Source organism: Corynebacterium minutissimum, from assembly GCF_016889765.1.
Classification (GTDB): domain Bacteria; phylum Actinomycetota; class Actinomycetes; order Mycobacteriales; family Mycobacteriaceae; genus Corynebacterium; species Corynebacterium minutissimum_B.
Genome location: NZ_CP069533.1, coordinates 2,688,348 through 2,713,223, shown reverse-complemented (window position 1 = coordinate 2,713,223; position 24,876 = coordinate 2,688,348). Strand labels below are relative to the sequence as shown.

Below are 24,876 nucleotides of genomic sequence, written 5' to 3'. Positions count from 1 at the left end.
TGTTTCTTGCCGGAAGGAGTCTCTCACAGTGCTAGCAGTCCATGCCCGTTACCGCGGCCGTTCGGTGCGCCGAGCCGAATTGGTGCAGCGTTCCGCCGCTGCCCTATCTACTTTGGAGGGCATCGGGGAGTTTGAAGTACTCGGCGTGGAAGACATCTGTGCGGTGGCCTACTCGGCTTCCTCGGTCTGTGACGTGGTGATGGCCTTGCTGGCTGATGGTGACTGGGCTATTGGCATCGGTGTTATTCCCGGAGACGATGCTAGCGACAAAGAAACTCGCGCCGTCGCTACAGCAGCCGTGAAGGGCTCGGCCCGCGCGGGCCACGTCTATGCGAAGGTCGATCGCCGTGGCCGCGCGGCAGAAGCCAACGACATTGCCGCCACTTTTGCGCTCCTTGGGTTCGTCCTGAACAAGCGCACAATGGAGGGCCGCGAAGCCACGTCACTAGTGCGTGGCGGACTCAACCAAAACGAGGCGGCCGAAGAGCTCGGCATTTCCAAGCAGGCCATGTCGCAGCGCCTCCAAGCTGCTGGCTGGGCGGCAGAGACTGCCGGATGGCAACTCGCGGTCAACCTCATCGAGCGCGCTAACTCGACGAGCTAGGCAGTGCCCTTATCTCTACAGAAGGTCTTCCTTCGTCAACTCCGGCGTGGTAACGAAATCCACGAGGCGTTCCACGGCCCCGATGAGTGTTGAATCGAGGTCGCGAAAGGATTTCACCGCGCTGTACACACGACTCCACCCTTCCTTGGGATCGGACCATCCAAGACGAGCACAGGTACCCGTCTTCCAGTCTTCACCGTAAGGAACCTCTGGCCAGGAGCGAAAACCGAGGCGCTCGGGTTTTACTGCGGCCCAGATGTCGATGAAAGGATGCCCCGTCACCAAGACATGCTCACCCACCGTCTGTGTGAGGCGCGTTTCCTTAGATCCTTCCACCAAGTGGTCAGCTAACACGCCCACGCGACGCCCCGGCCCCGGCTGGAACTGAGCAAGGCGCTCCTCTAAGTTGTCGAGTCCTTCAAGATATTCCACGACCACGCCTTCCACCCGCAAGTCATGGCCCCAGACCTTTTCCACAATCGCGGCGTCATGGATACCTTCTACCCAGATGCGGGAAGGTGCAGCCACCTTAGCCTCGATATTGTCTACGCGGCGCGAACCCGAATTAGATTTGCGCGGCGCTTGCTTTTCTACATAGCGAGTCAGGGTGACAGGCTGACCTTCCAGCAGAAAGCCGCCCTTGACTAGGTTGAAGACTCGTTCCACTCCATGACGATCTTCGAGCCGGACCACCGGGCCCCATGCAGTCTTGTCGACGCCCATCACAGCGCCAACAAAGTCATCTCCTCGGACTTCCACCACCATGCCTGGCTCGGCAGGAACCTCAGGGTAGTGCGGTTTTTGTGTGCGTGCGTGTCCGGCGAAAATATCGCCGCCATAGGGGTCTCGGGGATTGGTGCTCATAGGGATTAACCCTATCGTCTACACTGGCCAGCCATGAATATGCGCGCCGAGGTCTGGTCCCCTGTTCAAAACGTCGCCGTGTGGCTGGGTGCATGGCTGTGGGGTCACGAATCCACCGATGACTTCCTCGATGCCATTACGGAGTTGGGCGGTGAACAGTTTGGGCCCGAGGGTAGTCCCTTCGTTACCGTTCTCGCTCACCTGCGCCGCGAATCGGCCGACATCATCGCTCGCGGTGAGCGCGAACCGCTTGTGCGCCTCATTCTGTCAGGTCCTGGCGAAGCACCAGCCCTTCCTGCCGGCTCGGAGTCCGCTCGCGCGGCCGCTGAAAACTCTGCCGGCGCCATTGTGGTGCGTACCAATGATCGCGATAGGCATCTGATTCTGATCCCCAGTTATGCCGACGGCGCAACTATCTGGACACTCATCGAGGAGACAGACCCCCTGCCTGCCCCTGCGTGGCTAAGTCCAGGCGATGCCGATGCGCTCCTGAGTCAAGCCACCACTGAATCGGCGATGCTCATTGAGGCCACCGGGTATAGAAATGATGTTCTCCCGAATCCGCGACTCACGGTGGGAACCCTCAGTGACTTTTACGACACCCCGGGCTTGCCGTCTTCTGTTCCGGCCCGCGCCGCGAAGCTTTTCGCGCGCGCCGACCGCGTCGCCGCCATCATCGAAACCGTGACGGACCGCATTCAAGATCACAGTCTCGATCCACAATTACTCCGGTTGTGGCGACACATCCGCCAAGCGCGCATGGCCGGGGTGGCCTACGCGCTCAGCGATTTTGCCCGCTAGTGCGACTTCTTCAGCGACCAGATATCGCAGCAGCCCTCGGCGCACGGAACACCGTTAACGGTACAGCCTTGAACCGTGACGTTTCCCAGGGAAGCTGGCTCAGCTCCTTGCTCCAGCTCATCAACAAGATCAATGACCAATGAGGCAAAGCGCTGCGATGGGCCCGCCGTCCGTGTGCGATACACGCTCACACCCATCTCATCAGCTGCTTGTTTAAGCTCAGAGTCGAGGTCCCAAATGACTTCCATATGATCAGAAATGAAGCCGATTGGACATACAACAACTGCCTCAACCCCATCATTAGTGTGAATCTGCGTGGTGTGGTCAACAATGTCCGGCTCGAGCCACGGGGTAGCTGGGTTACCGGAACGGGACTGCCACACTAGGTCATACTCGCTAATTCCAGCGGCCTCAGCGACGAGACGTGAAGCCTCGGCGACTTGACGTGAGTAAATGTGCTTGTCGCCTTCCGAGCCACCGACGGCATCGTGCGCTGAGGGAACAGAATGAGCGGTGAACAGCATACGGGTTTTCGGCAGTTTGTCCTCCGGTACCTCCGCATAAGCTTCACGGATGGCCTCTGCCATCTCCTCAACAAACTTCGGGTGATCAAAGAACTGGCGCAACTTGGTGAAGGTAATCTCCGGCAGGCCCTTGTCCTTGGCGTAGTCACGCAGCTTGACAATGTCCTCGTCGTATTGACGGCAGGCACTGTAGCCACCCCACGCTGAGGTCGCGAAAACCGCGACGTTACGGATTCCATCAGCAGCCATCTGCTCTACTGCCTCGGTGCCGAAAGGGTACCAGTTACGGTTACCGAAGTAAATCGGTAGATTATGTCCGCGTTCTTTCAGTTCTGCTTCGAGGTTGTCAATGATCTCGCGGTTCAAAGCATTGAGGGGGCTTACGCCATCAAAGTGGAAATAGTGCTCGCCAACTACTTCCAGACGTTCGCGCGGGATGCCGCGGCCGCGGGTGACGTTCTCCAGAAACGGAACGACCTCCTCGTTTCCTTCCGGGCCACCGAAAGAAAGAACGAGGAGGGCGTCAAAAGTGGAGGGTACCCGGCCAGTGCTTAAACCAGCACCGGGGGCAATACGCTGTGTTTCAGTCATACGGCCCAGTTTAGCAATGCGCTTACCTAGATTAGTCGCACGGCATACGGAGCCATTCCGGCTTGACGGACCGGGGCGATACTGACGTTCTGGCCAGACTGCGGAGCCTCAACCATAGTGCCATCACCCAAATAGATCGCAACATGCTGGTTACCACTTGGGCCATAGAAAATCAGGTCACCGCGTTCGATGTCACTGGTCGAAATTTTCTCGCCCTTCTGATACTGGTATCCCGTGTAGTGCGGCAAAGAGATGCCCACACCCGCAAAGGCGTAGAGAACAAGACCAGAGCAGTCGAATCCGACCTTGTTGTAATCGCCGTGAGAGTCGGCGACGCCTCCATCGCGGATACCCTGTGTCGGGCCGTTGGCGTCACCGCCACCCCACGCATAAGGAACACCGACCTGAGAGGTGGCACGTGCGATGACGGTCTCAATTTGAGCCTCACGGGATGCACCACCCAGCTTCGATGCTGCCTTATCGGTAACACTGTCGGTCGTTTCGAGGTCCTCCAACAGACCAGACAGATCTGAGGCGAGGGCATCCCCGTCTTCATCGTCATCGTCGAGAACGCCAGACGTAGTGGTAGACGTTGACGTTGTGGAGGAGTCCTGGGATGCAGTGTGCGTCGACGTCGCAGAGTCTTCGCCTTGGAGGGCGAACAGCTTCGAGGAGCCCTGCGCCAAGGCATCGATTTCCTCTGCAGTCAGACTATTACTGTGGCCAGGTTGAGAGGCTGCCACCATTGATGCCACGGTGCCGACAACACCAATCCCCAAGGCAATGGTTTCTGGATCAATGGAGCGAGAGTCGAGAGAGCTGCCACCGCTGGTGTTGCGTCGATCCTCACTCTTAGAGGAAAGCTCTTTCACATTAGGATCGGAAGAGAGTGTATCGGCGGCGCTAGAGAGTTCCTTCATCTCCTCCGGAGACATCGTCGGAGAAGTACGCTGAGCCTGCAGCGAACGATTGCGTGCTTCCTCTGCAGAGGGGCCCTGGACGGACGCAGCGTCAGAGGTTGTAGCGCCAGAGGTTTCTGCCTCCGATACTGCGGACGGTTCTTCCGCCTCCGGCAGTTCTTCTGCGGAGAGATTGGAACCTTCAGAAGTTGGCAGATCCTCCTCCGTCAAGCTTTGCGACTGGACGTTAGATCCAGTTTCCAGACTTGATTCATCGGACGCGTCAACTCCCTTAACTTTATCTAGCGTCTTCTGTAGCTCCTCTAGCTGAGTGAGGAGGTCCGTGCGTTCCGCGGTCGAATCCTCAATGGTTGACTCCGATTCAGCGAGCAACTGGCGTGCGTCCGCTTCCGCTTCAGACGCCTGGTTCTCACGCTGCTCGGCAAGCTTTTGAGTCTTGCGCAGCTGAGATTCCTTGTTGGCCTTTTGCGTGCGCTCCTGCTCCAGCCGGGTGAGGACATCCTGCTGTTTATCGGACTGAGAGCGGAGGAAGGACTGACGCTCGAGCATGTCGGCGCGAGCGTTTTTGCCCGCTGCCTGGGATACGGCGTCGGAGGTGTTGGCACGGCGGTAAGCAGAGCGCGAGATGTCATCGAGCTTCGCTTGAGCCTGGGCCACCTCATCCTCAGCAGTGTCGAGCTGCTGACGTGCCGTGGTGGTACCACGACGCGCCTGCTCGGCCCTTGTCCGGGCATCGTTGAGATCGACGAGAGCCCGGTTCACTGCCTCGCGTTGCGAACCGATGGTGGCTTCGGCTTCTGCGATGCGTTCCTCGATCTGGGCAATGGTCCCGGCGAGGTCCGCAATGGAGGGATTGTCAGAGGAAAGCAGCTCCTTAACGTTAAGCTGCTCTGGTTCCGCCGCTACTGCTGGCGTTAAAGATGAAACTGTAGACAAGGCGGCGGTCGTCGCAATAGCAGCGCACACTGCTTTTAGACGACGGAAGCCGAATGATGAAGTGGTGGCCACGAGAATAGTCTCCTCAACGCCTACCGAGCCCCGATGCCGTCAACCACGTAGGAGGGCACATTTATGCATCCTCCTCTGCCCTTGCGTCACGGCGTGTGAGTGGAGGAATTTCCTATGTAGCGGATACGGGGATCTTCCCTTGCGCATACGAGATCTAGCCGTCACAGAGGCAGCACGTAATAGGCATGCGCAAAGAATGAGTGGGGCCTCATCCTAGAGAGGCGGACTCGTGAGAGGTCCTGTCATTGACGGGGACTGTCATTAACCTATCGCGGGTGTACACCTGCGCGCATCCAGGACCACGCACATTGAGCAAGGTGTTCCATGCTCGTTCGGGTCCCGATCGCGAAGGGGCACACGCAACGCGGAGAACATCGCGCTGTGAGGTTCCTCCTCGCCAGGCGCCCCGCGCATACAGTCGGTGTCCGCACCATCTAGGAGCAGCGGGCATCGACATGGCTGGCACCTAACCGGGAACCGACAGGACGAGAATGTGCAGCACTCTATCCACAGAGTGCATATGTCGCGTAAGCGAGCCTCTCCCACTCGGAAGGTAGGTGTCTTTGTGATGAAAAAGTCGAACACTGGTACCGACAGCACAAAGTTCATCAAGCTGCTGCGCGCTTAGAAAGGCGGCGCTCATCCGCCAGGCGGTGATCCTCAACTGCCGTTATCGCTCGTGGCGTGCTTCCCCACATACCCGTGCGTCGTCTCTGTTGAGAGTCAAGGCTTGGCCCATGAACACATGGAGCAAGAGTCAACCCGTGAGTCGATACGTGAACCATACGTCACCGACCTGCCATGTCGCACACTTTCCTCATTTTTCACATGAGTTAAGTTCAACCACAGAGCGTTACAGGAGCATCTAACCTGCAACGATTTTGTTACCAAGGTGTGATTGTGACTTTAATCACTAACGCGTAACGTGCGCCGCTTGGGGCAAGATGCAGCCAACTAAGCAACAGCAATCCGGCAGTGGGTAGCGCCCATGCGCAAGGCTCTGTCAGCAATCAACTACACGCTTGACGACAAGGCTTCATCCTTGCCCCACACTTCTTTGGTGGCACCCACTTTCCACGACAGGGCACCCCACGTGCCGCAGGATTGCATCGGCACCTGGGGGCCACGTCTGGACAACTGAAAGCTCCCTCGCTCAGAGTCATCCACCCCTAGAGTCGAGGCTTTCGCGTCAGCAACTTAGAACCTTTGAGGAGGCGTTGATGCGTCGCTTTGCGAGGCACTTTCTTCGCCCTTCAGTCGCCGTCGACGAGACCGAGGAGGAGATCGCATTTTCCCGCCTCAACCACTCCCCCACGGCCAAAGTAAAGGGTTAGTGGTTGACTTTTGCCACTTCCCTACCCTTCTCTGGCGAGCTCGGTGTCGCTATATGAGAGTGGCGGAGGCCTTCGTGTGAAGGACTCACACGCCGCTTCCGAGTGGCTCGACTTGTGACCGGACTAGCCTCGTGTGGCATCTACGACAGCAGCGGCCGGATTGGATTCGGGCGTGCGTCGAGACGCAGAGCGGACTGCGGAGTAGGCAGCCAACACTGCGAGGCAGAAAAATATTCCAAGGATGGGGCCCCACGGGACTGAGAAACCATCCGCCGTAGCGTAGAAATCATGAACAAGTGTGACCTGATCGAGACCTACCGGCAGGGAATCCTCGGCTGCTTCAATCGCCGCACGATCGTAGGAATCGCTCACAACCGACACCTTCATAGGCGCCTGAAGGATGACAGTGTCTAGGCCGGTCCTCTCTTGAAGAGTGGTGGCAAGGTCCCGCAGATCTGGAATCTTCTCCGGAAAAACGTCGACAACCGCTACCCCGTGGTCGGGCTGCAGGGAGGCGGCGATGGGCTCCTGGAGGGCATCGTCAAGCGCAAGCTCTGGGTTCGAGAAGGCAACACCATCGTCCGAAAGCTGTTCGGCGATGTTATCGACATCTACGCCATCCGGGATCATGGAGTACTCCTTACTGTTCTGCAGTCTCGAGCCTAAGCCCGCAACGACAGGATCAGGGCGGGTGACGCGCCGGTACCCCCCGAAATGGATGAAACAGAACGCTCGTACTGTTATAGTGGCACCAACCGCGGGTTCCAACCTCTACAATGGATAAGGAACCTTCGCGTTCTGAGAACGTCGATGTGCCACAGTCCCCGGACGTCGGCACGGCCTCGATGAGCTCGATGGACCTTTAATAAGTGTTCGACTACCTACAAGCGAAAAGCAAGGAATGGAGCTCCCTGTGACTGAAAGCCTGAACTCCTTCGGCGCCAAGAAGACCCTAGATGTCAACGGTAAGTCCTATGACTACTTCGACATCAACGCGGTTGAGGGCCTGGAGAAGCTGCCGTACTCCCTCAAGGTGCTAGCTGAGAACCAGCTGCGCTACGAGGATGGCAAGAACGTAACCAAGGATCACATTAACGCTTTGGCGAACTGGGATCCGTCCGCAGAGCCGGACACCGAGATCCAGTTCACCCCGGCTCGTGTCCTCATGCAGGACTTCACCGGCGTTCCCTGTGTGGTCGATCTCGCTACCATGCGTGAGGCCATCGCAACTCTCGGCGGCAAGCCGGAGCAGGTGAACCCGCTCAACCCGGCTGAGATGGTTATCGACCACTCCGTTATTGTTGAGGCTTTCGGTTCCTCCGAGGCTCTGGAGAAGAACGTCGAAATCGAATACGAGCGCAACCAGGAGCGTTACCAGTTCCTGCGTTGGGGTGCCGAGAACTTCTCCAACTTCCGCGTTGTCCCTCCGGGAACCGGTATTGTCCACCAGGTCAACATCGAGTACCTGTCTCGCGTCGTCTTCGACAACGAGGGCGTTGCTTACCCGGATACCTGTATCGGTACCGACTCGCACACCACCATGGAGAACGGCCTCGGCATTTTGGGCTGGGGCGTTGGCGGCATTGAGGCTGAGGCAGCCATGCTGGGCCAGCCGGTCTCCATGCTTATCCCGCGCGTCGTCGGCTTCAAGCTCACCGGCGAGATTCCGACCGGCGTGACGGCTACCGACGTTGTTCTGACCATCACCGAGATGCTCCGTGAGCACGGCGTGGTTCAGAAGTTTGTCGAGTTCTATGGCAACGGTGTGAAGTCTGTTCCGCTGGCTAACCGCGCCACCATTGGTAACATGTCTCCGGAATTCGGCTCCACCGCTGCGATCTTCCCGATCGACGAGGAGACCATCAAGTACCTCGAGCTCACCGGTCGCCCGCAGGAGCAGATCGACCGCGTCGAGGCATACGCCAAGGCTCAGGGCATGTGGCTGGAGCAGGATGCTCCGGAGGCTAAGTACTCCGAGTACCTCGAGCTGGATCTGTCCACCGTTAAGCCTTCCATCGCTGGCCCGAAGCGCCCGCAGGACCGCATCCTTCTTTCTGAGGCAAAGGAGCAGTTCCGTAAGGATCTGCCGACCTACGCTTCCGGTGACGTTGTCGCAGATGAGTCCACCATTGAGGCAAAGCGTATGACCGCTGAGGGCGGCGACGAGAACTCCCTCGTTGACGTTACCGGTGGCCTGAACAAGTCCCGCGCAGGTGAGGGCGAGTCCGCAGCTAAGGGTAGCTCCGGCCGTCAGTCCAACCCGGTGACCGTCACCTCCGCGAACGGTGGCGAGTACACCTTGGACCACGGCATGGTCGCCATTGCTTCCATCACGTCCTGCACCAACACCTCCAACCCATCCGTCATGGTGGGCGCTGGCCTCATTGCCCGCAAGGCGGCTGAAAAAGGCCTGAAGTCCAAGCCTTGGGTTAAGACCATTTGTGCTCCGGGTTCCCAGGTTGTTGACGGCTACTTCCAGCGCGCAGACCTGTGGAAGGACCTCGAGGCTCTCGGCTTCTACCTCTCTGGCTTCGGCTGCACCACCTGTATTGGTAACTCCGGCCCACTGCCGGAGGAAATCTCCAATGCCATCAACGAGTACGACCTGGCTGCTACCGCGGTCCTGTCCGGTAACCGCAACTTTGAGGGCCGCATTTCCCCGGACGTCAAGATGAACTACTTGGCCTCCCCAATCATGGTTATTGCTTACGCTATTGCCGGCACCATGGACTTCGACTTCGAAACCCAGCCGCTGGGTCAGGACCAGGACGGCAACGATGTCTTCCTCAAGGACATCTGGCCTTCCCCGCAGGAGATTGAGGACACCATCCAGCAGGCAATCTCCCGCGAGCTGTACGAGGCTGACTACGCCGACGTATTCAAGGGTGACGACGCATGGCGCAACCTGGATGTACCGGAGGGTGAAACCTTCGAGTGGAACGAGGATTCCACCTACATCCGCAAGGCTCCGTACTTCGACGGTATGCCGACTGAGCCGGAGCCGGTTGCGGACATCAAGGGTGCTCGCGTCCTGGCTAAACTCGGTGACTCCGTTACCACTGACCACATCTCCCCTGCCTCCTCCATTAAGCCGGGCACCCCTGCTGCTCAGTACCTGGATGAGAATGGTGTGGAGCGCCAGGACTACAACTCCCTGGGTTCCCGTCGTGGTAACCACGAGGTCATGATGCGCGGTACCTTCGCCAACATCCGCCTGCAGAACCAGCTGGTGGACGTTGCCGGTGGCTACACCCGCGACTTCACCCAGGAGGGCGCACCGCAGGCCTTCATCTTCGATGCTTGCGAGAACTACAAGGCCGCTGACATCCCGCTGGTCGTCTTGGCCGGCAAGGAGTACGGCACCGGTTCTTCCCGTGACTGGGCTGCCAAGGGCACCAATCTGCTGGGCGTGAAGGCCGTTATTACCGAGTCCTTCGAGCGTATCCACCGCTCGAACCTCATCGGTATGGGCGTTATCCCGCTGCAGTTCCCGGAGGGCGAGTCTCACGAGTCCCTGGGCTTGGACGGTACCGAGACCTTCGACATCGATGGCATTGCAGCTCTCAACGAGGGCGGAATTCCACCGTCGGTTCACGTGACCGCAACCAAGGAGTCCGGCGAGACCGTCGAGTTCGACGCCAAGGTTCGCATCGACACGCCTGGTGAGGCCGACTACTACCGCCACGGCGGCATTCTGCAGTACGTGCTGCGCCAGATGGTCAAGGCCTAAGAAGGCTCAAGCCGCTTTGAGAGCCCACGAGGTGGGCTCTGCATAGCTCAGCGGAAGGCCAGCTAGCAACGAGATGAGTGCTGGCTGGCCTTTCTTTATCCACAAAGCTTTCCACGCCCCAAGTAGCTATTAACTATTGGGTCAAACTCCCCTACTCGATTCCTCTCCCGTACCCACTATCGTTGCGGCACATGTGTGCCGCGCTTCCTTCCAAGGAGATCTTCCAGCCATGCCGATTATGAGCGATTCCGAGCTCAACCGCCGCCGTAACGACATCCTCGTCGGGGCGAGAAAATGCTTTGCCGAGTATGGCTATGAAGGCGCGACAGTCCGCCGATTGGAAGAGGCCACCGGAAAGTCGCGAGGCGCCATCTTCCACCACTTCGGTGATAAGGAATCGCTCTTCCTCGCGCTGGCTCGGGAGGATGCCGCCCGGGAGGCGGAGGTCGTGGCAAACAACGGTCTGGTCGAGGTGATGAGCGAAATGCTCCGCCACCCGGAACGCCACGAATGGCTCGCCACCCGCCTTGAGGTGACTTCAATGCTGCGCACCGATCCTTCCTTTGCCACTCGCTGGCGCGAAGAGCAGCAAGTCCTCGACAAGGCCGTGCGCGCCCGTCTGGAATCCAATGCCGAGAAGGGCCGGCTCCGCGATGATGTGTCCATCGATACCTTGGTGACCTATCTGGAGACTTTCATGGACGGTTTCATTAACCGACTCGCGCTGGGTGAAACGTCAAACCTGGAGCAAGTTCTTTCCTTGGTCGAACAGACGATTCGTGGGTCACGTATTCAATAGCTGCGGATTTTTCTCCCCTGATTGCCACCCCTGATGGTCCGCTAGTCCTCGTTACACTGTGTGGCATGGACCAAACTCCCCTACGACTTCCTCGTGCAAAGCTCGACATCTACTCAGGCGACAAGTCACGGCTCGTCCCCGCAGGATCTCGCGCTCACGATGCACAACCAAACCCGCACGTCGATACGTCGGGTATACGAGAAGTAATAGAAGATGCTGGTACTCAACCCGGGCGTCTCAAGTTCGGTGACATCGCCATCTGGATCCCTATAGCTCTCGTTGGACTATTCATAAGTAGCGTGACGTTTTCTTTCCTCACCAGTGGTTTTGGCCCTCCCCAAAGACCGCATTCCGGGTTTGATCCATTTGCTTTGATCCCAATCTTCGGCTGCCTATTCGGCCTTTTCTTTGTTGGGCTCGGCGTTTGGAACGTCCTCACAGCAATTGGCCGTGCCCGCCGTCTTCGTACCGCGTGGCGAAACAGCTGGATCGAATACCGGCCCGCTCTTATCGGTGAGCTCGTTTACTTGCGCAGCAAGACCGAAGGCTCGGAAAAGAATGAGAGGACCCATTTCTATTACTCCGCGCCGCTGCTCATTCTTCAGCCAGACGGCTCTTTCTCGAACGCAACGTCCGGCGAGTTCCGTGCCAACTATCCAAACGCACTAAAGTCACGGGGCGCTGCCTTGTCAGAGGCTTCCCGCGCAGCAACGGTTGATTCCACCCGCAACAATGGGTGGACCGTCGCCGCGTACCGTACCGATAGCCAGGTCTCAGAGGCAGAAATCCCCTGTGGATTATCCACCAAGCAAATCGATGCCATTCTCCGTTTTGCCGAACAGCGATGGATTACATAGCCCACTAGGTGCCAAGTCTCGCACGCAGTATTGACGGGTATTGCTCCCCTCAAGGCCTGTTGTTCATGGCCCACAGGGTTTCACTACCGCTAACCTGTGCGGTATGACTCACTCTCCCATCCGGTTTCCGCGTACGAAGCTGAAAATCTCCGGTAAGTTCCCGGAATGCCTCGCTCCCAAGGAATCCGAAACACATGATTCTCAGCCAAGGCAGGAGATTGACCGCAGCGGTATCAGGGAAGCCATTGATTCCACCGGCTTGCCCCCAGGGCGCGCCAGCGTCCATGATGTGATCTTTGGCTTCGTCTTTGGCTTCTTTGGCGTAACCGCTGCTATTCTCGCGTGCGTTATGGGGTTCGTCACCCTTTTGTTGGGGGGAAGTAAGGAGGGAAATGACACCGGTTTGCTATACGGCCTTCTCATTACTGCGGTATTAGCTGTCCTATTTTTGTGGGTTGCCATCTTCCTCGTGCGCAGTGAAAGGCAGAGAGCCAAGCGCATGGCCGCTGCTTGGAAAAACGGATGGATTGAATACCGGCCGGCACTCATCGGGGAATTGGTGTTGCATCGCCGCACGAGGAGTGACGACTCAACTGATCATTTCTACAAAGCTCCACTACTTATTCTTCAGCCGGATGGTTCGATGCCGAAAGCGCACAGCGCTGAATTCAGGAGTGGGAATCCCAATTGGTTGAAGATGCGCGGATTCACCGTGGCGGATGGCCCACTGGTTGCCACGGTGGATTTCAACCACAACAACGGTTGGCATGTCGTGGCATATCGGGCCGACGACCCCAACCCCACGCCCGTGCTTCAACACGGCCTCAGCAAAGAACAAGTGGAGGCTGTCCTGACCTTCGCCGAAAACTCATGGGTGAAGTAGGTCGCATGTCCCAGGATGTACTCGCACCATTCGACTTCCAGAGCCTTTTTTATTCTGACCGAATTATCCCGAAAAGCAAGCGGTCCGTGTCCTCGCCTAACCCGGTACCCGCAACACCCGTGGTGGCGCGAGCTGTATACGCAACCGGTCCCTTCCCCGGGAACTCAGCTCTCAATAAGAGATCATTGGTCGGACGTGCCATCCTTGCGCTAATGCTCGCAGCTTCCGCCATTGCCCTAGTCATGGAGGATGAGGTCATCATCCACCCGGCGATTTCCTGGGCCATCAAACTGTTCTTCTCCGCAGCGTTGATTGTGGTAGTACTAGACCTTGGGGATGATATCCGACGCAATACTTGGGGTGCGCAGCGTGTTCGACTCGCTGCAGAGAACGGATGGCTCGAGTATTACCCAGCGCTAGTAGGAGAAATCTGGAACACCGGTACCGTCAAACATGAGTATGCTCCGACGGAGTATTGCTACCAGGCTAAAGCGCGACTGTTCTCCCGAGATGGCTCGAGCTTTTATATCACTACCGAGGTCTTTCTCGACAATCACACGCCAATGGAATTTTCTCAGATGGGCATCGCGGTGGTCGACGATGAAGAGGATGCGAAGTTTGAACGAGTAAACGGTTGGTACCTAGCAGGCCACATCGCTACCAAGCCGCTGAATGAAGCCGGTTTCGCGCATCGACTCACCAAAGATCAGGTGCGAGCTGGCCTCAATGCTGCGCTACATGCCTAGCAATCGGAGCTAATCCTCCGGGTCTCCTCGGCGAAGCTCCCCATCTAGCACTGCGTGTGCTGGTTTGTCAGTTACTGTGCGAACTATGACTGAGTCCCCCATCACTCTGCCGCGCACCAAGCTAAAACTTTCGCCGCATGTGCCGAAAACTCTCGCAGATCAACAATCTACAGCCGATGTATCCCAGCCAAATCCACATATAGATCGCAGTGGTATCCGCGAAGTCATCGATGGCGCCGGCCCCAGCCCGGGACGAGCCCTGCTGGAAAAGAATTCCACTGGACTCATCACCGGAATACTCGTCATTACCGTCCTTGTCATAGGCCTCGCGATAGCTGCAGCCGCCTTTGCAGTGTTCTCGGAGATGAAGGCAGCAGGACCCGTCATTCTCATCAGTCTTCTCATTTTTGTCGCACTTACAGTATTCCTCGTCGTCGCTTCTGTTCGCGGTAAGAAATCGTTGAACCGCATGGTGAAAGGCATGGATAACATATGGAAGAACGGATGGATTGAATACAGGCCAGTCCTCATCGGCGAGCTAGCCCACGTGCGTCAGGAGGATGACGGCGACACAGTGACGCACTACTACACCGCACCGCTTCTGATGTTGCAGCCAGATGGGAGCATGAACAGGGTGACTTCAAGCCAGTTCACTAATAGGGACCCAGCGTGGCTAAAGGCGAAAAACTTCGCTGTAGCCGACAGCCCACAGACAGCAACCGTAGACTTCGCCCACAATAATGGCTGGGACGTGGCTGGATACCGTGTGGACGTCCCCAACCCGGAGCCCCAGTTTGGGCTCGGGCTCACTAAGCAGCAGGTAGAAGCAGTTCTCTCCTTCGCAGCGAAGAGTTGGGTGCGCTAAATATCCTTAACGCTCCCGTCGCCGTCGATGAACTCCAGCGGAGAGGACGGCAGTGTCTCGCGCGTGGCCACTTCGGTGACAACGTCGGCGACTAGATGTCGCGACGTCTTCATATCAGCACTACGCTGCGAATTCTCCGCGAGGACGGTAATACCCCGCGCTGGCTCCTCAGTGAGAGCAGCTGGGCCTAGGATGAGATAATTCAGGTCAGTGGAGTTGAGCTTATTGTCCACGGCCTTCTTGGACTCCACGTAGGCATACCACTTCTCGTCCGCGGGATCGGTGGTATTCGTCGTGGCACCCATGTAGGAAATCATGATGTAGGCCGGAGTGTTCTTACCGTCGGCAGCAAGCTTCTCCAGACCCGCAATCGATGCGAGCGCGGCATCGCGGTCCACGGCCCAGGTTACGTCAGCGCCAGCGCGACCACCGTTGCCAGCGCCCCAAACGACGACGTCATAATCGCCGAGGAGTTCAGCCCACTGTTCCTCGGAAATCTCAGTGAGATCGCGCAGTACCGGGGTTGCCCCACTCGCCTCGATATCAGGAACCTGGTTGGGATTACGGATAAGGGAGTGGACATCGACGTTGGCGTCGACAAGCTTCGGCGCCGCCAGCAATCCCACCTTGCCGTGGCCGCCAATGTAGAGAACTTTCTTACGCGCGTTCGTTGTCGTATCAGTCATGTCCGCCACCGTACGCGCCTTCCTGGCACACTGCATGACCCCTGGGCAGTGTTAAAAACGCGCGGGATACAATGAGATCATGATTGCCATCATGACTGTCACCGGTGCCGATCGCACCGGCATCATCGCGTCCGTGTCTACTGCCCTTGCTGAGCTCAACGTCAACATCGTGGATGTTTCGCAGACTCTTATGTCGGGCTTTTTCACCATGATCCTGAGGGTTGAATTCGATGAGAATGAGGTGAGCATCCGCGAAATTCAGGACCGAATGAACTCCGTGGGTGAATCTACCCAACAGTCCATTCGCGTGCAGTCGGAAGCGCTGTTCACCGCCATGAATGAGATCTAGGAACGATAACGAGTCATGCTTAATCGCTTCAATACTGTCAGTATTCTCGACACCATCGAGATGATCGAGAAGTACCGTCTCGACATCCGCACCGTGACCATGGGCATTTCGCTCCTCGGCTGCACCCGCCCCACCATGGAAGCCACCGCCGAAGCAGTCTACGATCGCGTGACTACCCGCGCGGCTCAACTCGTGGAAGTCTGCGAAGGAATCGAGGCTGAGCTCGGCATCCCGATCGTCAACAAGCGCATCTCCGTGACCCCTATCGCGCTCATCGTGGCCGGCGTCGACGGAAACCCCGTGGACGTCGCCCGCGCGCTGGACCGTGCGGCAGCCGCCACTGGCGTCGACTTCGTTGGTGGCTACTCTGCGCTCGTTGAAAAGGGCGCTACCGCCGCCGAAAAGGCACTCATCCGTTCCATCCCGGAAGCCCTGGCAGAGACGAACCTGGTGTGCTCCTCGGTCAACATCGCCTCCTCCCGCGCCGGCATCAACATGAATGCGGCCGCGCAGATGGGACGAATCATCAAGGAGGCAGCCGAGCTTACCAAGGACCGTAGCGCCATCGGCTGCGCCAAACTCGTGATCTTCTCCAACTCCGTCGGCGATAACCCCTTCATGGCCGGCGCCTTCCACGGCATCGAGGAGCCGGACTGCGTCGTTTCCGTCGGCGTATCCGGACCCGGTGTGGTCGATCGCGCCCTCGGTTCCCTGAAGGGAGCCACCCTCAATGAGGTAGCCGAAGAGGTTAAGAAAGCCGCCTTCAAGGTCACCCGCGCCGGACAGCTCGTGGGTGAAATGGCTTCTGAGCGCCTCGGTGTTCCCTTCGGCATCATCGACCTCTCCCTCGCTCCCACCGCGGAGCTGGGTGACTCCGTCGCACACATTCTGGAGCACATGGGCCTGGATCAGGTGGGCACGCACGGCACCACGGCAGCATTGGCGCTGCTTAACGACGCCGTCAAGAAGGGCGGCATGATGGCCTGTTCCCGCGTGGGCGGCCTGTCCGGTTCCTTCATCCCGGTTTCTGAGGACAAGGGCATGATCGATGCGGTGCGCTCTGGCGCTATCTCCATCGACAAACTGGAGGCCATGACCTCTATCTGCTCAGTGGGCTTGGACATGATCGCCATCCCGGGCGATACTTCTGCAGAAACCATCGCCGGCATGATTGCTGATGAGGCCGCCATTGGTGTGATGAACCATAAGACCACCGCAGTGCGCGTCATCCCCGCGCCTGGCACCAAGGCTGGCGACGAAGTCAACTTCGGCGGCCTGCTGGGCTACGCTCCGGTCATCCCGGTTAACCAGGTGGGCAACTCTACCTTCATTAACCGCGGTGGCTTCATTCCGGCTCCGGTGCACGGATTCCGAAATTAAAGCCTCACCACCTCGGATTAATTTTCACCAAGCGCTTGACCCTCACACAGTGTGAGGGTTTAGCTTTGTCCCATGCAAGCGGACAAACCGTACACTCGAATCAGCGGTTGTTACAAGCTAAGGTGAACTCACTGTAGATGGCCCAGCTGGAATCGAGTTTCGTAGTTGCTCCTCAAGCTCTGCAAGCATCGGCAGCGCTAGCTTCGCACGTTCAGCATCAATGCCCCACTTCTCCGGTTCACTGCGGAGCATCGTGGCTGTGGCCGTGAGAAAGTGGGCGAAGTTTTCGACTACGGCACGGTTGTTGTTGCGAATACCTTCGGTGAGCACGGTGGTACTCAGCCGTTCGGTCCAAATTTCGAGGATATGGGGTGAAGTGCTCTTGGCTATCGTGGTGCAGGCGGCGCGCGCTAAGCGCACACTCTCATCGTCATGCCACACTCCTCCGGGGGCGCGAAGACGGCACGAAATAATTGCTGCGCCTTCTACGGCCGGGATCCTTCCCATGCGCACACACGTTTCTACGTAGTCGGCGCCGTAACCGACGGCCATGATAGGACCGATGTCCTTGACAATGCCACGTGTGTCATCCTCGGTGACGTACCACGCACGGAAGGCGAGGTAGTCCTCGTAGTGGAAGTGGCCCGCCGCCGCGAGCACATTCAGCAACCTGGCGGACAACGCCTTAGTCCACACCTTGTCTGTACGCAGGTAACCGTTAAGGCGTTCACGAATCTGATCAAGATGGTCATCCCACTGACCTGACTCAATGCCCTCTTTCAATTCGGTGTAGGCCCAGTCCACGCGGACCTCAGGCCGTTTGCTCACTAAACCGGTGAGTAGCGGTTCGATGACAGAACCGAGGCTATCGGCGGTGCTCATGACTTCTTCCTCTCCTGCGGCAGCACGTCGGGGTCTGACCACTTCTAGACCCTGTGCGTGGGAAGCGGAAGGACCCAAGAGAAGAGTCTTGAGCGGTGTGTGGTTGTGAGCCCGAGTCTAGCCCAGGATGTAGAATAAGGATAGAGCCAAATTTGAGAATTAGTCTTTAGGCTAGCTCCACAATCTCCATGTACTCGTCGTTCCACAGGTCCTCATCGCCGTCTGGCATGATGATGACGCGCTCAGGGTTGAGTGCCTTCACCGCTCCCGGATCGTGGGTAACCAAGACCACGGCGCCGGTGTAGGTCCCCAGGGCATCGAGCACCTGCTCGCGGGACTGTGGGTCGAGGTTGTTCGTGGGCTCGTCGAGAAGCAGCACGTTGGCTCGTGAGGACACCAGCGTTGCCAGCGACAATCGGGTCTTCTCACCACCGGAGAGCGTGCCGGCGGGTTGCTCCAGCTTGTCTCCGGAAAACATGAAGGCGCCGAGCAGACCACGCAAATCCTGCTGGCCAGCATCAGGGCAGGCCTCGATGGTGTTTTCCCACACGGTCTTGTCGGGGTCGATGTTGTCGTGTTCCTGGGCAAAGTATCCGATGCGCAGGCCGTGGCCAGAGACGATGCCACCTTCGCCATCGGTGCGCTCTACGCCCGCCAGAAGCTTAAGAAGGGTTGTCTTGCCGGCACCGTTGTAGCCCAGAACAACCACGCGGGATCCCTTGTCGATGGCCAAATCGACGCCGACGAAGACCTCCAGCGAACCATACATCTTGGTCAGGCCCTTGGCATTCATCGGAGTCTTGCCGCAGGGAGCAGGTTCCGGGAATTTGATGTGGGCAACCTTATCGGCCACGCGGACGTCATCCAGCTCGTTCATCATCCGCTCAGCTCGGTGCAGCATCTGCTTGGCAGCGGCGGCCTTCGTGGCCTTCGCACCCAGCTTGGCGGCTTGCTTGTGCAACGCTGCGGCTTTCTTTTCCGCGTTCGCGCGCTCGCGGCGGCGACGTGCCTCATCGGTGGCGCGGGCGTCAAGGTACTTCTTAAAGCCCATGTTGTAGACGTCTGCTTCGGCGCGCACGGCATCGAGGAACCAGACCTTGTTACACACGTCCTCCAGCAGGTCTACATCGTGGGAGATCATCACGAGTCCGCCTTCGTGCTTGGATAAGAAGCCGCGCAGCCAGGTGATAGAGTCCGCATCGAGGTGGTTCGTGGGCTCGTCGAGAAGCAGCGTGGTCTGGGACTTGCCCGAGCCAGCCGACGCTGCGAAAAGAATCTGCGCCAGCTCCACGCGGCGGCGTTGACCACCGGACAGCGTCTTGAGCTGCTGATCCAGGACGCGCTGCGGAAGGCCCAAGTTGTCGCAGATCTGCGCGCACTCGGAGTCCGCTTCATACCCGCCTAAAGCGTGGTACTCCTCCTCCAAGCGGGAAAACTTACGAATGGCCTTGTCACGAAACTTCTCGTCCGTGGCGGTTTCCATCAGCTCTTGCTGCTTGGCCATGCGGCGCTTGATGTCGTCTAAGCCGCGGGCCGAGAGCACACGCTCGCGCGCGGTCTGCTCGATATTGCCCTCTCGGGAATCCTGCGGTAGGTAACCAATGGGCCCTGAGCGCGTCACGGAGCCGCCATAGGGTTCGGTCTCCCCCGCCAGGATGCGCATCGTCGTCGTCTTGCCCGCGCCATTGCGCCCGACTAGGCCGATGCGGTCGCCCGGTTGCACGCGTAGGTGCTGGCCGGGGGCGTCGAGAAGCGTGCGTGCGCCCACGCGCACCTCGAAATCATTGGTCACAATCACGTCGAAACAGTCTAGCAACCAGGGTAGTTAAACCCGAACCCGCGGCAGTACGCCTGCAGCATGTATCTGGGGGATCTGGAGCATAGAGCATCTTGGAAAACTTGACTCCTGGTCGGCGCGTTTCACTCATGCATGAAAGTCGATGTGACTACATTGGCGTCATGAGCACATCAGACACATCGAGATCACCGTTGATCCTCGCGATTACCGCATGTCCGACCGGAATCGCCCACACCTACATGGCCGCTGAAAACCTGGAAGCTGCTGCCGCTGAACTTGGTTACCGCATCAAGATTGAGACACACGGTTCAATTGGTGTCGAAGGTACCTTTAGCTCGAAGGACATCGACGAAGCCGATGCCATCGTGATTGGCGCCGACACCGTGATTGCCAAAGACCGCTTCCGTGGAAAGCGCTTGGCAGCCACTGGCGTTGATGAAGCTATTAAGCAACCAAAGGAGCTTCTCACTCGCGCTCTATCAGCGGCGAAGTGGGAAGGAAAGACTTCGAGCGACGAGCCGCAAGGGAATCAGGGCGAAGAAACGTCCGGCAGCGCCACCGGGGTTCGTGCTGTGGGAGAGACGCTCTACAAAGCGCTAATGAATGGTGTTTCCCATATGATTCCGTTCGTGGTGACCGGTGGTCTCCTCATTGCGGTAGCACTCTCAATCGGAGGAACTCCCACGCCCGAAGGCCTAGCTATCCCTGAAGACTCTTTCTGGAACACTCTGAATGAGCTTGGCGGCTTGGCCTTTTCTCTCATGGTGCCGATTCTTTCCGGCTATATTGCTGTCGGCATTGCGGACCGCCCCGGCTTGGCGCCAGGACTCATCACTGGTCTTATCGCTACGACCGGCTCACTCTATGGCTCAGAAGCTGGAGCTGGTTTCCTGGGAGGCATCGTCACAGGCATCCTGTCCGGCTACGTAGCCCTAGGAATTAAAAAGATTCCGGTTAATAAGTACATCGCCCCGATCTGGCCGATCATCGTGATTCCGATCTTCACCACGCTTATCGTGGGGCTAGTCTTTATCTACTTCGTCGGTGCGCCGGTAGCCGGTGCCTTTGAAGCCATGACCGAGTACCTCGCGGGGATGGAAGGTTCCTCTGTCATTGTCCTCGGTCTGGTTATCGGCGCGATGATCGCTTTCGACATGGGCGGGCCCTTCAACAAAACTGCCTTCTTGTTCGGCGGTGGCATGATTGCCGCCGGCAATGCGGCTCCGATGGGTATGGCGGCTACCGCTATTGCCGTACCGCCCCTTGCGGTGGGTGTTGCCACCCTGGTCCGCCGTGCTTGGTTCAACAAAGCAGAGAAGGACGCCGGTATCGCCGCGCTCTTCATGGGATTCTTCGGCATCACCGAAGGAGCTATCCCTCTTGCGGCTGCACGCCCGCTCCAAGTCATTCCGGCAAACGTCATCGGCGGTGCGGTAGCAGGAGCCCTGGCAGGTGTGCTTGGTGTCACTGACCATGTCATGCACGGAGGTCCCATCGTCGCGGTACTTGGGGCTGTCGACAACATCGTGGGCTTCTTCATCGCACTGCTCATTGGCGTCGTCGTTTGTGCTTCTGTCATGCTTCTGTTGATTGGACTTACCCAACGTGGAAAGGCCCAGAGCAAAGCTGCGAGACAGGATAATCGGGACGCAGCGGGCATAGCTAAGGAGGATGTGGCAGAAGCATCGGCCCAAGACCAACCTCTGCTCTCTGCCGAGACGGTTAGCCTGGACCACGACCTTGGCAATGACCGCGACGAGATCATCAACTCTTTGGTCACGCTTGTCTCTCCCCGGCTTTCTGATCCTTCTAGGGTCACCAAAGCCGCCCTGGAGCGGGAGTCGAAGCACTCTACCGGGGTGGGTCATGGCGTGGCCATCCCTCATGCCCGTACATCGGGGGTGAACGTCCCGACTTTGGCTTTTGCTCGTCTTCCCGAGGGCATCACGTGGGCGGATGGTGAGGATCCCACGACGATGGTCTTCCTCATTGCTGTGCCTGAGGACGCCGGCAAGCAGCATCTCAAGCTGCTTTCCAAGCTAGCGCGGGCAATTATGCAGGATGATTTCCGTGCTCGGCTTCAATCCGCCACATCCAAGGAGGAGGCTGTAGACATCATCTCCACGACCTTGGATCCTGCGTCCTTACCCGCTTCGTCATAGCGGTATGTTTCAAAGCCATTAAAACACCGCACATCATGAAAAAGAAACCGTCAGCCCAAGGGCACTGAAGGTCATGTTGTGAAGACCTCAAGCATCTCGGACTGACGGTAATGGGGGCTTGCAGCCGAAACTAGACTGCGAAGCCGAGGGCCTGGAGCATCTCGCGGCCCTCCTCGGTAATCATGTTCGGGCCCCACGGCGGCATCCAGACCCAGTTGAGCTGGACGGCCTCGGCGAGCTTGTTGCCCACAATGACGTCCTCAATCTGCTCGCCAATGACATCGGTAAGCGGACAGGCAGGAGAGGTCAGCGTCATGTTAATGACGCAGGTGTTCTTGCCGTCGATGTCATCGAGCCAGACGTCGTAGACCAAGCCCAGGTCAACGATGTTGATGCCAAGCTCTGGGTCGATGACGTCACGGAGATACTCAGTAATGTCGAAGACCTTAGCAATCTGTTCTTCAGTCTGCTCAGGTTTAACAGCACCGCCGTCGAAGGATGCGTTCTGGTCCTGGTACGGGTCGGTAGGACCCGTGGTCTCAGTGTTTTCTGCCATCTATTTCTCCAATTCGTTGAGTGCTTCCATGGTGGCGGCCTGGAAAGCCTTCCACCCCAGAAGAGCGCATTTCACACGGGCGGGGAACTTGGCCACTCCGGCAAAGGCGATGCCATCCCCAATGATCTCATCGTCACCCTCAACTTCACCGCGCGAGGTCGCCATCTTCTCGAACTCGGCCAGCTTGGCATTGGCTTCCTCGAGAGGGATTCCCACGATTTCCTCCGCCATGACGGAGGTCGAGGCTTGCGAGATGGAGCAGCCCTCGGCGTCGTAGGAGACGTCTTCCACCGTTTTTCCATCGGCAGAGAGCTTGACGCGCAAGGTGATCTCATCACCGCAGGAAGGGTTAACGTGGTGGACCTCTGCCTGACCTTCGCGCAAGCCGGAGAATTTCGGGTTCTTGTAGTGATCCAGGATGACGTCCTGGTACATGGAATCTAGGTTCATTCGCTCACTCCAAAGAAGGCACGGGCTGCCCGCACCGCCTCTACGAGGGCGTCGACCTCGTCCTCAGTGTTGTACAGGTAGAAGCTGGCGCGTGCGGTCGAATTAGCCTTGCACGCGCGATGCAGCGGCCACGCGCAGTGGTGGCCAGTGCGAATGGATACGCCGTGGGCGTCGAGAACCTGGCCCAAGTCATGGGGATGGATTCCCTCCACGACGAAGGATACCGCTCCCCCACGATCTTCGGTGTTGTCGGGTCCGATGATCCGCACACCCGGAATCTGGGTGAGCTTCTCCAAGGCATAAGCGGTGAGCTTTTTCTCGTGGGCGTGGATGGCGTCCATGCCGATCTCACTGAGGTACTTCACGGCCGCACCAAGCCCAACGACCTGGCTGGTCATCTGGGTACCAGCCTCAAATCGAGTAGGTGGCTCAGCAAAGGTGGTGCTGTCCATCTTCACGACCTCAATCATGGAACCACCCGTGAGGAAAGGTGGAAGCTGCGACAGAAGCTCAGCCTTGCCATAGAGCACGCCGATACCGGTGGGCCCACACATCTTGTGCCCAGAGAACGCCGCGAAGTCGACGTCCAGCGCGTGGAAGTCCACAGGCATGTGGGGAACGGACTGGCAGGCATCCAAGACAACCAAGGCACCAACGGCACGAGCGCGCCGCACCAACTCCTGCACCGGGGCCACTGCACCTGTGACGTTGGATTGATGGGTAAAAGCCACGACCTTAACGGACTCATCGAGCTCAAGTGAATCGAGGTCAATGCGGCCATCCTCAGTCATGGAGTACCACTTCAGCGTGGCACCGGTGCGCTGGCATAGCTCCTGCCATGGCACGAGGTTCGCATGGTGCTCGAGCTCGGTGACCACCACGGTGTCACCCTCACCAACGTAGAGTTCCCCCGCACGTTCATCACTGAGCGTGTAGGCAACCTCATTGAGTGCCTCCGTGGCGTTCTTGGTGAAAGCAATCTCATCGCGGTCGGCGCCGACGAAGGCAGCGATGGCCTGGCGAGCGGACTCGTAGGCATCATCAGCTTCTTCCGCCAGCTGGTAAGAGCCGCGGTGCACCGGCGCGTTGGTGCCGAGGACGAATTCCTCCTCGGCCTTCCACACCGGCAGCGGACGTTGCGAGGTCGCGCCCGAATCCAGGTACACCAAGGGTTTACCATCGCGCACGGAGCGCGAAAGGATGGGGAATTGCTCCCTAATCGCAGTAACGTCTAGTTCAGACATGGGTCCTTCTGCTCGGTTCTTCGACTGATCGCGCGACTTTCTCGCACGACTCCTGGTCTGTATGTGGCTTAGTTGAGGAACTGCTCGTAGCCGTCAGCCTCAAGCTGGTCAGCCAGCTCTGCGCCACCGGTCTTGATGATCTGTCCATCAGCGAAGACGTGGACGAAATCCGGGGTGACGTAGTTGAGGATGCGCTTGTAGTGCGTAATGAGGAGAATGCCGCCGTTGGTCTCATCCTGGTAGCGATTGATGCCCTCAGACACGACGCGCAGGGCGTCGACGTCCAGGCCGGAGTCGGTTTCATCCATGACTGCGAACTTCGGCTTGAGGATATCCAGCTGCATAACCTCGTGGCGCTTCTTCTCACCACCAGAGAAGCCCTCGTTGACGGAGCGGTGAGCGAAGGACTTGTCGATAGCCAGCTTCTCGCGGGCTTCGGTCAGTTCCTTATTCCACTCGCGCAGCTTCGGAGCCTCGCCGCGGATGGCGGTAACGGCCGAGCGCATGAACTGCGACATCTTCACGCCCGGCACCTCGGTCGGGTACTGCATGGCGAGGAAGAGACCAGCACGGGCGCGCTCGTCAACTTCCATCTCGAGGAGATTCTCGCCGTCGAGAAGCACTTCGCCCTCGGTGACCTCGTACTTCGGGTGACCGGCAATGACATAGGACAGGGTGGACTTACCGGAGCCGTTCGGGCCCATCACGGCGTGGGTCTCACCGGAGTTGATGGTGAGGTTGACGCCCTTGAGAATCTCCTTGGCCTCGCCGTCCTCTTCGTTAGGGAGCACCTGTGCGTGGAGGTTCTTGATTTCCAGAGTAGACATGGAGTTGGTACCTGCT

Annotated in this window: 22 protein-coding genes; 11 read left to right on the top strand and 11 right to left on the bottom strand. The window is 58.3% G+C overall.

Annotated elements, in window-relative coordinates:
• The first annotated feature begins 28 nt into the window (after window positions 1-28).
• Entirely contained in the window at window positions 29-604 is a 576-nt protein-coding gene (locus tag I6J26_RS12795; protein WP_115022079.1) for a MarR family transcriptional regulator, read from the top strand.
• A 15-nt stretch (window positions 605-619) separates the two neighbouring features.
• Here the strand turns inward: I6J26_RS12795 and I6J26_RS12790 are convergent, their stop codons facing one another.
• Window positions 620-1,468 (bottom strand): DUF3097 domain-containing protein, encoded by an 849-nt coding sequence (locus tag I6J26_RS12790; RefSeq protein WP_115022076.1) that lies wholly within the window; start codon window positions 1,466-1,468, stop codon window positions 620-622.
• A gap of 33 nt (window positions 1,469-1,501) precedes the next feature.
• On the opposite strand from I6J26_RS12790, the gene I6J26_RS12785 reads away from it, so the two are divergent.
• Complete coding sequence (locus tag I6J26_RS12785) at window positions 1,502-2,269, top strand: hypothetical protein (RefSeq protein ID WP_115022074.1); 768 nt, start codon at window positions 1,502-1,504, stop codon at window positions 2,267-2,269.
• On the opposite strand, the gene I6J26_RS12780 is transcribed toward I6J26_RS12785, so the two are convergent.
• The 3 genes from I6J26_RS12780 to I6J26_RS12770 all read right to left on the bottom strand — a co-directional run bounded on the left by I6J26_RS12780 (window position 2,266) and on the right by I6J26_RS12770 (window position 7,276).
• Window positions 2,266-3,384, bottom strand: coding sequence for a ferrochelatase (locus tag I6J26_RS12780; protein ID WP_115022072.1), 1,119 nt, complete (start codon window positions 3,382-3,384; stop codon window positions 2,266-2,268). The two genes, I6J26_RS12785 and I6J26_RS12780, sit on opposite strands and share 4 nt — an antisense overlap.
• 26 nt (window positions 3,385-3,410) lie before the next feature.
• Complete coding sequence (locus I6J26_RS12775) at window positions 3,411-5,312, bottom strand: DIP1281 family NlpC/P60 protein (RefSeq protein WP_115022069.1); 1,902 nt, start codon at window positions 5,310-5,312, stop codon at window positions 3,411-3,413.
• 1,457 nt (window positions 5,313-6,769) lie between these two features.
• Complete coding sequence (locus I6J26_RS12770) at window positions 6,770-7,276, bottom strand: DUF6676 family protein (RefSeq protein ID WP_115022067.1); 507 nt, start codon at window positions 7,274-7,276, stop codon at window positions 6,770-6,772.
• A 283-nt stretch (window positions 7,277-7,559) separates the two neighbouring features.
• Between I6J26_RS12770 and can the strand changes: the two genes are divergently transcribed.
• From can to I6J26_RS12740, 6 genes are all read left to right on the top strand, one after another.
• Entirely contained in the window at window positions 7,560-10,376 is a 2,817-nt protein-coding gene (can, locus tag I6J26_RS12765) for an aconitate hydratase (protein ID WP_204084466.1), read from the top strand.
• Between the two features lie 229 nt (window positions 10,377-10,605).
• Complete coding sequence (locus tag I6J26_RS12760; RefSeq protein ID WP_115022063.1) at window positions 10,606-11,175, top strand: TetR/AcrR family transcriptional regulator; 570 nt, start codon at window positions 10,606-10,608, stop codon at window positions 11,173-11,175.
• Window positions 11,176-11,240: 65 nt separating this feature from the next.
• The gene (locus I6J26_RS12755) at window positions 11,241-12,032 is read left to right on the top strand and encodes a hypothetical protein (RefSeq protein WP_115022060.1); all 792 of its coding nucleotides are present in this window, start codon (window positions 11,241-11,243) and stop codon (window positions 12,030-12,032) included.
• 103 nt (window positions 12,033-12,135) lie between these two features.
• Window positions 12,136-12,915, top strand: a complete 780-nt coding sequence (locus tag I6J26_RS12750; protein ID WP_115022058.1) for a hypothetical protein — start codon at window positions 12,136-12,138, stop codon at window positions 12,913-12,915.
• Window positions 12,916-13,127: 212 nt separating this feature from the next.
• Window positions 13,128-13,661, top strand: coding sequence for a hypothetical protein (locus I6J26_RS12745; protein WP_115022055.1), 534 nt, complete (start codon window positions 13,128-13,130; stop codon window positions 13,659-13,661).
• Window positions 13,662-13,746: 85 nt separating this feature from the next.
• On the top strand, window positions 13,747-14,526 hold the full coding sequence (locus I6J26_RS12740; RefSeq protein WP_115022053.1) for a hypothetical protein: 780 nt from the start codon (window positions 13,747-13,749) through the stop codon (window positions 14,524-14,526).
• Here the strand turns inward: I6J26_RS12740 and I6J26_RS12735 are convergent.
• Complete coding sequence (locus I6J26_RS12735; RefSeq protein WP_115024321.1) at window positions 14,523-15,212, bottom strand: NAD(P)-binding oxidoreductase; 690 nt, start codon at window positions 15,210-15,212, stop codon at window positions 14,523-14,525. The genes I6J26_RS12740 and I6J26_RS12735 overlap by 4 nt on opposite strands.
• 79 nt (window positions 15,213-15,291) lie before the next feature.
• On the opposite strand from I6J26_RS12735, the gene I6J26_RS12730 reads away from it, so the two are divergent.
• Both I6J26_RS12730 and I6J26_RS12725 read left to right on the top strand, forming a co-directional pair.
• Window positions 15,292-15,561 carry an ACT domain-containing protein gene (locus I6J26_RS12730; RefSeq protein WP_115022050.1) on the top strand — a complete coding sequence of 90 codons (270 nt, stop codon included), beginning with the start codon at window positions 15,292-15,294 and terminating at the stop codon, window positions 15,559-15,561.
• Between the two features lie 15 nt (window positions 15,562-15,576).
• Window positions 15,577-16,941: a PFL family protein gene (locus tag I6J26_RS12725; RefSeq protein WP_115022047.1), complete on the top strand. Its 1,365-nt coding sequence runs from the start codon at window positions 15,577-15,579 to the stop codon at window positions 16,939-16,941.
• Window positions 16,942-17,058: 117 nt separating this feature from the next.
• Here the strand turns inward: I6J26_RS12725 and I6J26_RS12720 are convergent, their stop codons facing one another.
• Together I6J26_RS12720 and I6J26_RS12715 are read right to left on the bottom strand one after the other, a co-directional pair.
• Window positions 17,059-17,823, bottom strand: coding sequence for a hypothetical protein (locus I6J26_RS12720; protein ID WP_115022044.1), 765 nt, complete (start codon window positions 17,821-17,823; stop codon window positions 17,059-17,061).
• A 166-nt stretch (window positions 17,824-17,989) separates the two neighbouring features.
• Window positions 17,990-19,621 carry an ABC-F family ATP-binding cassette domain-containing protein gene (locus I6J26_RS12715; protein WP_115022042.1) on the bottom strand — a complete coding sequence of 544 codons (1,632 nt, stop codon included), beginning with the start codon at window positions 19,619-19,621 and terminating at the stop codon, window positions 17,990-17,992.
• Between the two features lie 161 nt (window positions 19,622-19,782).
• On the opposite strand from I6J26_RS12715, the gene I6J26_RS12710 reads away from it, so the two are divergent.
• Window positions 19,783-21,783, top strand: a complete 2,001-nt coding sequence (locus I6J26_RS12710; RefSeq protein ID WP_115022040.1) for a fructose-specific PTS transporter subunit EIIC — start codon at window positions 19,783-19,785, stop codon at window positions 21,781-21,783.
• A 130-nt stretch (window positions 21,784-21,913) separates the two neighbouring features.
• Here the strand turns inward: I6J26_RS12710 and I6J26_RS12705 are convergent, their stop codons facing one another.
• From I6J26_RS12705 to sufC, 4 genes are all read right to left on the bottom strand, one after another.
• Window positions 21,914-22,339 (bottom strand): metal-sulfur cluster assembly factor, encoded by a 426-nt coding sequence (locus I6J26_RS12705; protein ID WP_039675284.1) that lies wholly within the window; start codon window positions 22,337-22,339, stop codon window positions 21,914-21,916.
• Window positions 22,340-22,789, bottom strand: coding sequence for a Fe-S cluster assembly sulfur transfer protein SufU (sufU, locus tag I6J26_RS12700; RefSeq protein ID WP_115022039.1), 450 nt, complete (start codon window positions 22,787-22,789; stop codon window positions 22,340-22,342).
• Entirely contained in the window at window positions 22,786-24,033 is a 1,248-nt protein-coding gene (locus I6J26_RS12695; RefSeq protein ID WP_115022036.1) for a cysteine desulfurase, read from the bottom strand. Before I6J26_RS12695 ends, sufU begins: the two co-directional genes overlap by 4 nt.
• A 68-nt stretch (window positions 24,034-24,101) precedes the next feature.
• Window positions 24,102-24,860: a Fe-S cluster assembly ATPase SufC gene (sufC, locus tag I6J26_RS12690; RefSeq protein ID WP_115022034.1), complete on the bottom strand. Its 759-nt coding sequence runs from the start codon at window positions 24,858-24,860 to the stop codon at window positions 24,102-24,104.
• Window positions 24,861-24,876 lie beyond the last annotated feature (16 nt).

Coding starts and splice junctions, on each gene's coding strand:
- I6J26_RS12790 (WP_115022076.1), bottom strand. CDS start 1,468: ATGAGCACCAATCCCCGAGACCCCTATGGCGGCGATATTTTCGCCGGA.
- I6J26_RS12785 (WP_115022074.1), top strand. CDS start 1,502: ATGAATATGCGCGCCGAGGTCTGGTCCCCTGTTCAAAACGTCGCCGTG.
- I6J26_RS12780 (WP_115022072.1), bottom strand. CDS start 3,384: ATGACTGAAACACAGCGTATTGCCCCCGGTGCTGGTTTAAGCACTGGC.
- I6J26_RS12770 (WP_115022067.1), bottom strand. CDS start 7,276: ATGATCCCGGATGGCGTAGATGTCGATAACATCGCCGAACAGCTTTCG.
- I6J26_RS12760 (WP_115022063.1), top strand. CDS start 10,606: ATGCCGATTATGAGCGATTCCGAGCTCAACCGCCGCCGTAACGACATC.
- I6J26_RS12755 (WP_115022060.1), top strand. CDS start 11,241: ATGGACCAAACTCCCCTACGACTTCCTCGTGCAAAGCTCGACATCTAC.
- I6J26_RS12750 (WP_115022058.1), top strand. CDS start 12,136: ATGACTCACTCTCCCATCCGGTTTCCGCGTACGAAGCTGAAAATCTCC.
- I6J26_RS12745 (WP_115022055.1), top strand. CDS start 13,128: ATGCTCGCAGCTTCCGCCATTGCCCTAGTCATGGAGGATGAGGTCATC.
- I6J26_RS12740 (WP_115022053.1), top strand. CDS start 13,747: ATGACTGAGTCCCCCATCACTCTGCCGCGCACCAAGCTAAAACTTTCG.
- I6J26_RS12735 (WP_115024321.1), bottom strand. CDS start 15,212: ATGACTGATACGACAACGAACGCGCGTAAGAAAGTTCTCTACATTGGC.
- I6J26_RS12730 (WP_115022050.1), top strand. CDS start 15,292: ATGATTGCCATCATGACTGTCACCGGTGCCGATCGCACCGGCATCATC.
- I6J26_RS12725 (WP_115022047.1), top strand. CDS start 15,577: ATGCTTAATCGCTTCAATACTGTCAGTATTCTCGACACCATCGAGATG.
- I6J26_RS12720 (WP_115022044.1), bottom strand. CDS start 17,823: ATGAGCACCGCCGATAGCCTCGGTTCTGTCATCGAACCGCTACTCACC.
- I6J26_RS12710 (WP_115022040.1), top strand. CDS start 19,783: ATGAGCACATCAGACACATCGAGATCACCGTTGATCCTCGCGATTACC.
- I6J26_RS12705 (WP_039675284.1), bottom strand. CDS start 22,339: ATGGCAGAAAACACTGAGACCACGGGTCCTACCGACCCGTACCAGGAC.
- sufU (WP_115022039.1), bottom strand. CDS start 22,789: ATGAACCTAGATTCCATGTACCAGGACGTCATCCTGGATCACTACAAG.
- I6J26_RS12695 (WP_115022036.1), bottom strand. CDS start 24,033: ATGTCTGAACTAGACGTTACTGCGATTAGGGAGCAATTCCCCATCCTT.
- sufC (WP_115022034.1), bottom strand. CDS start 24,860: ATGTCTACTCTGGAAATCAAGAACCTCCACGCACAGGTGCTCCCTAAC.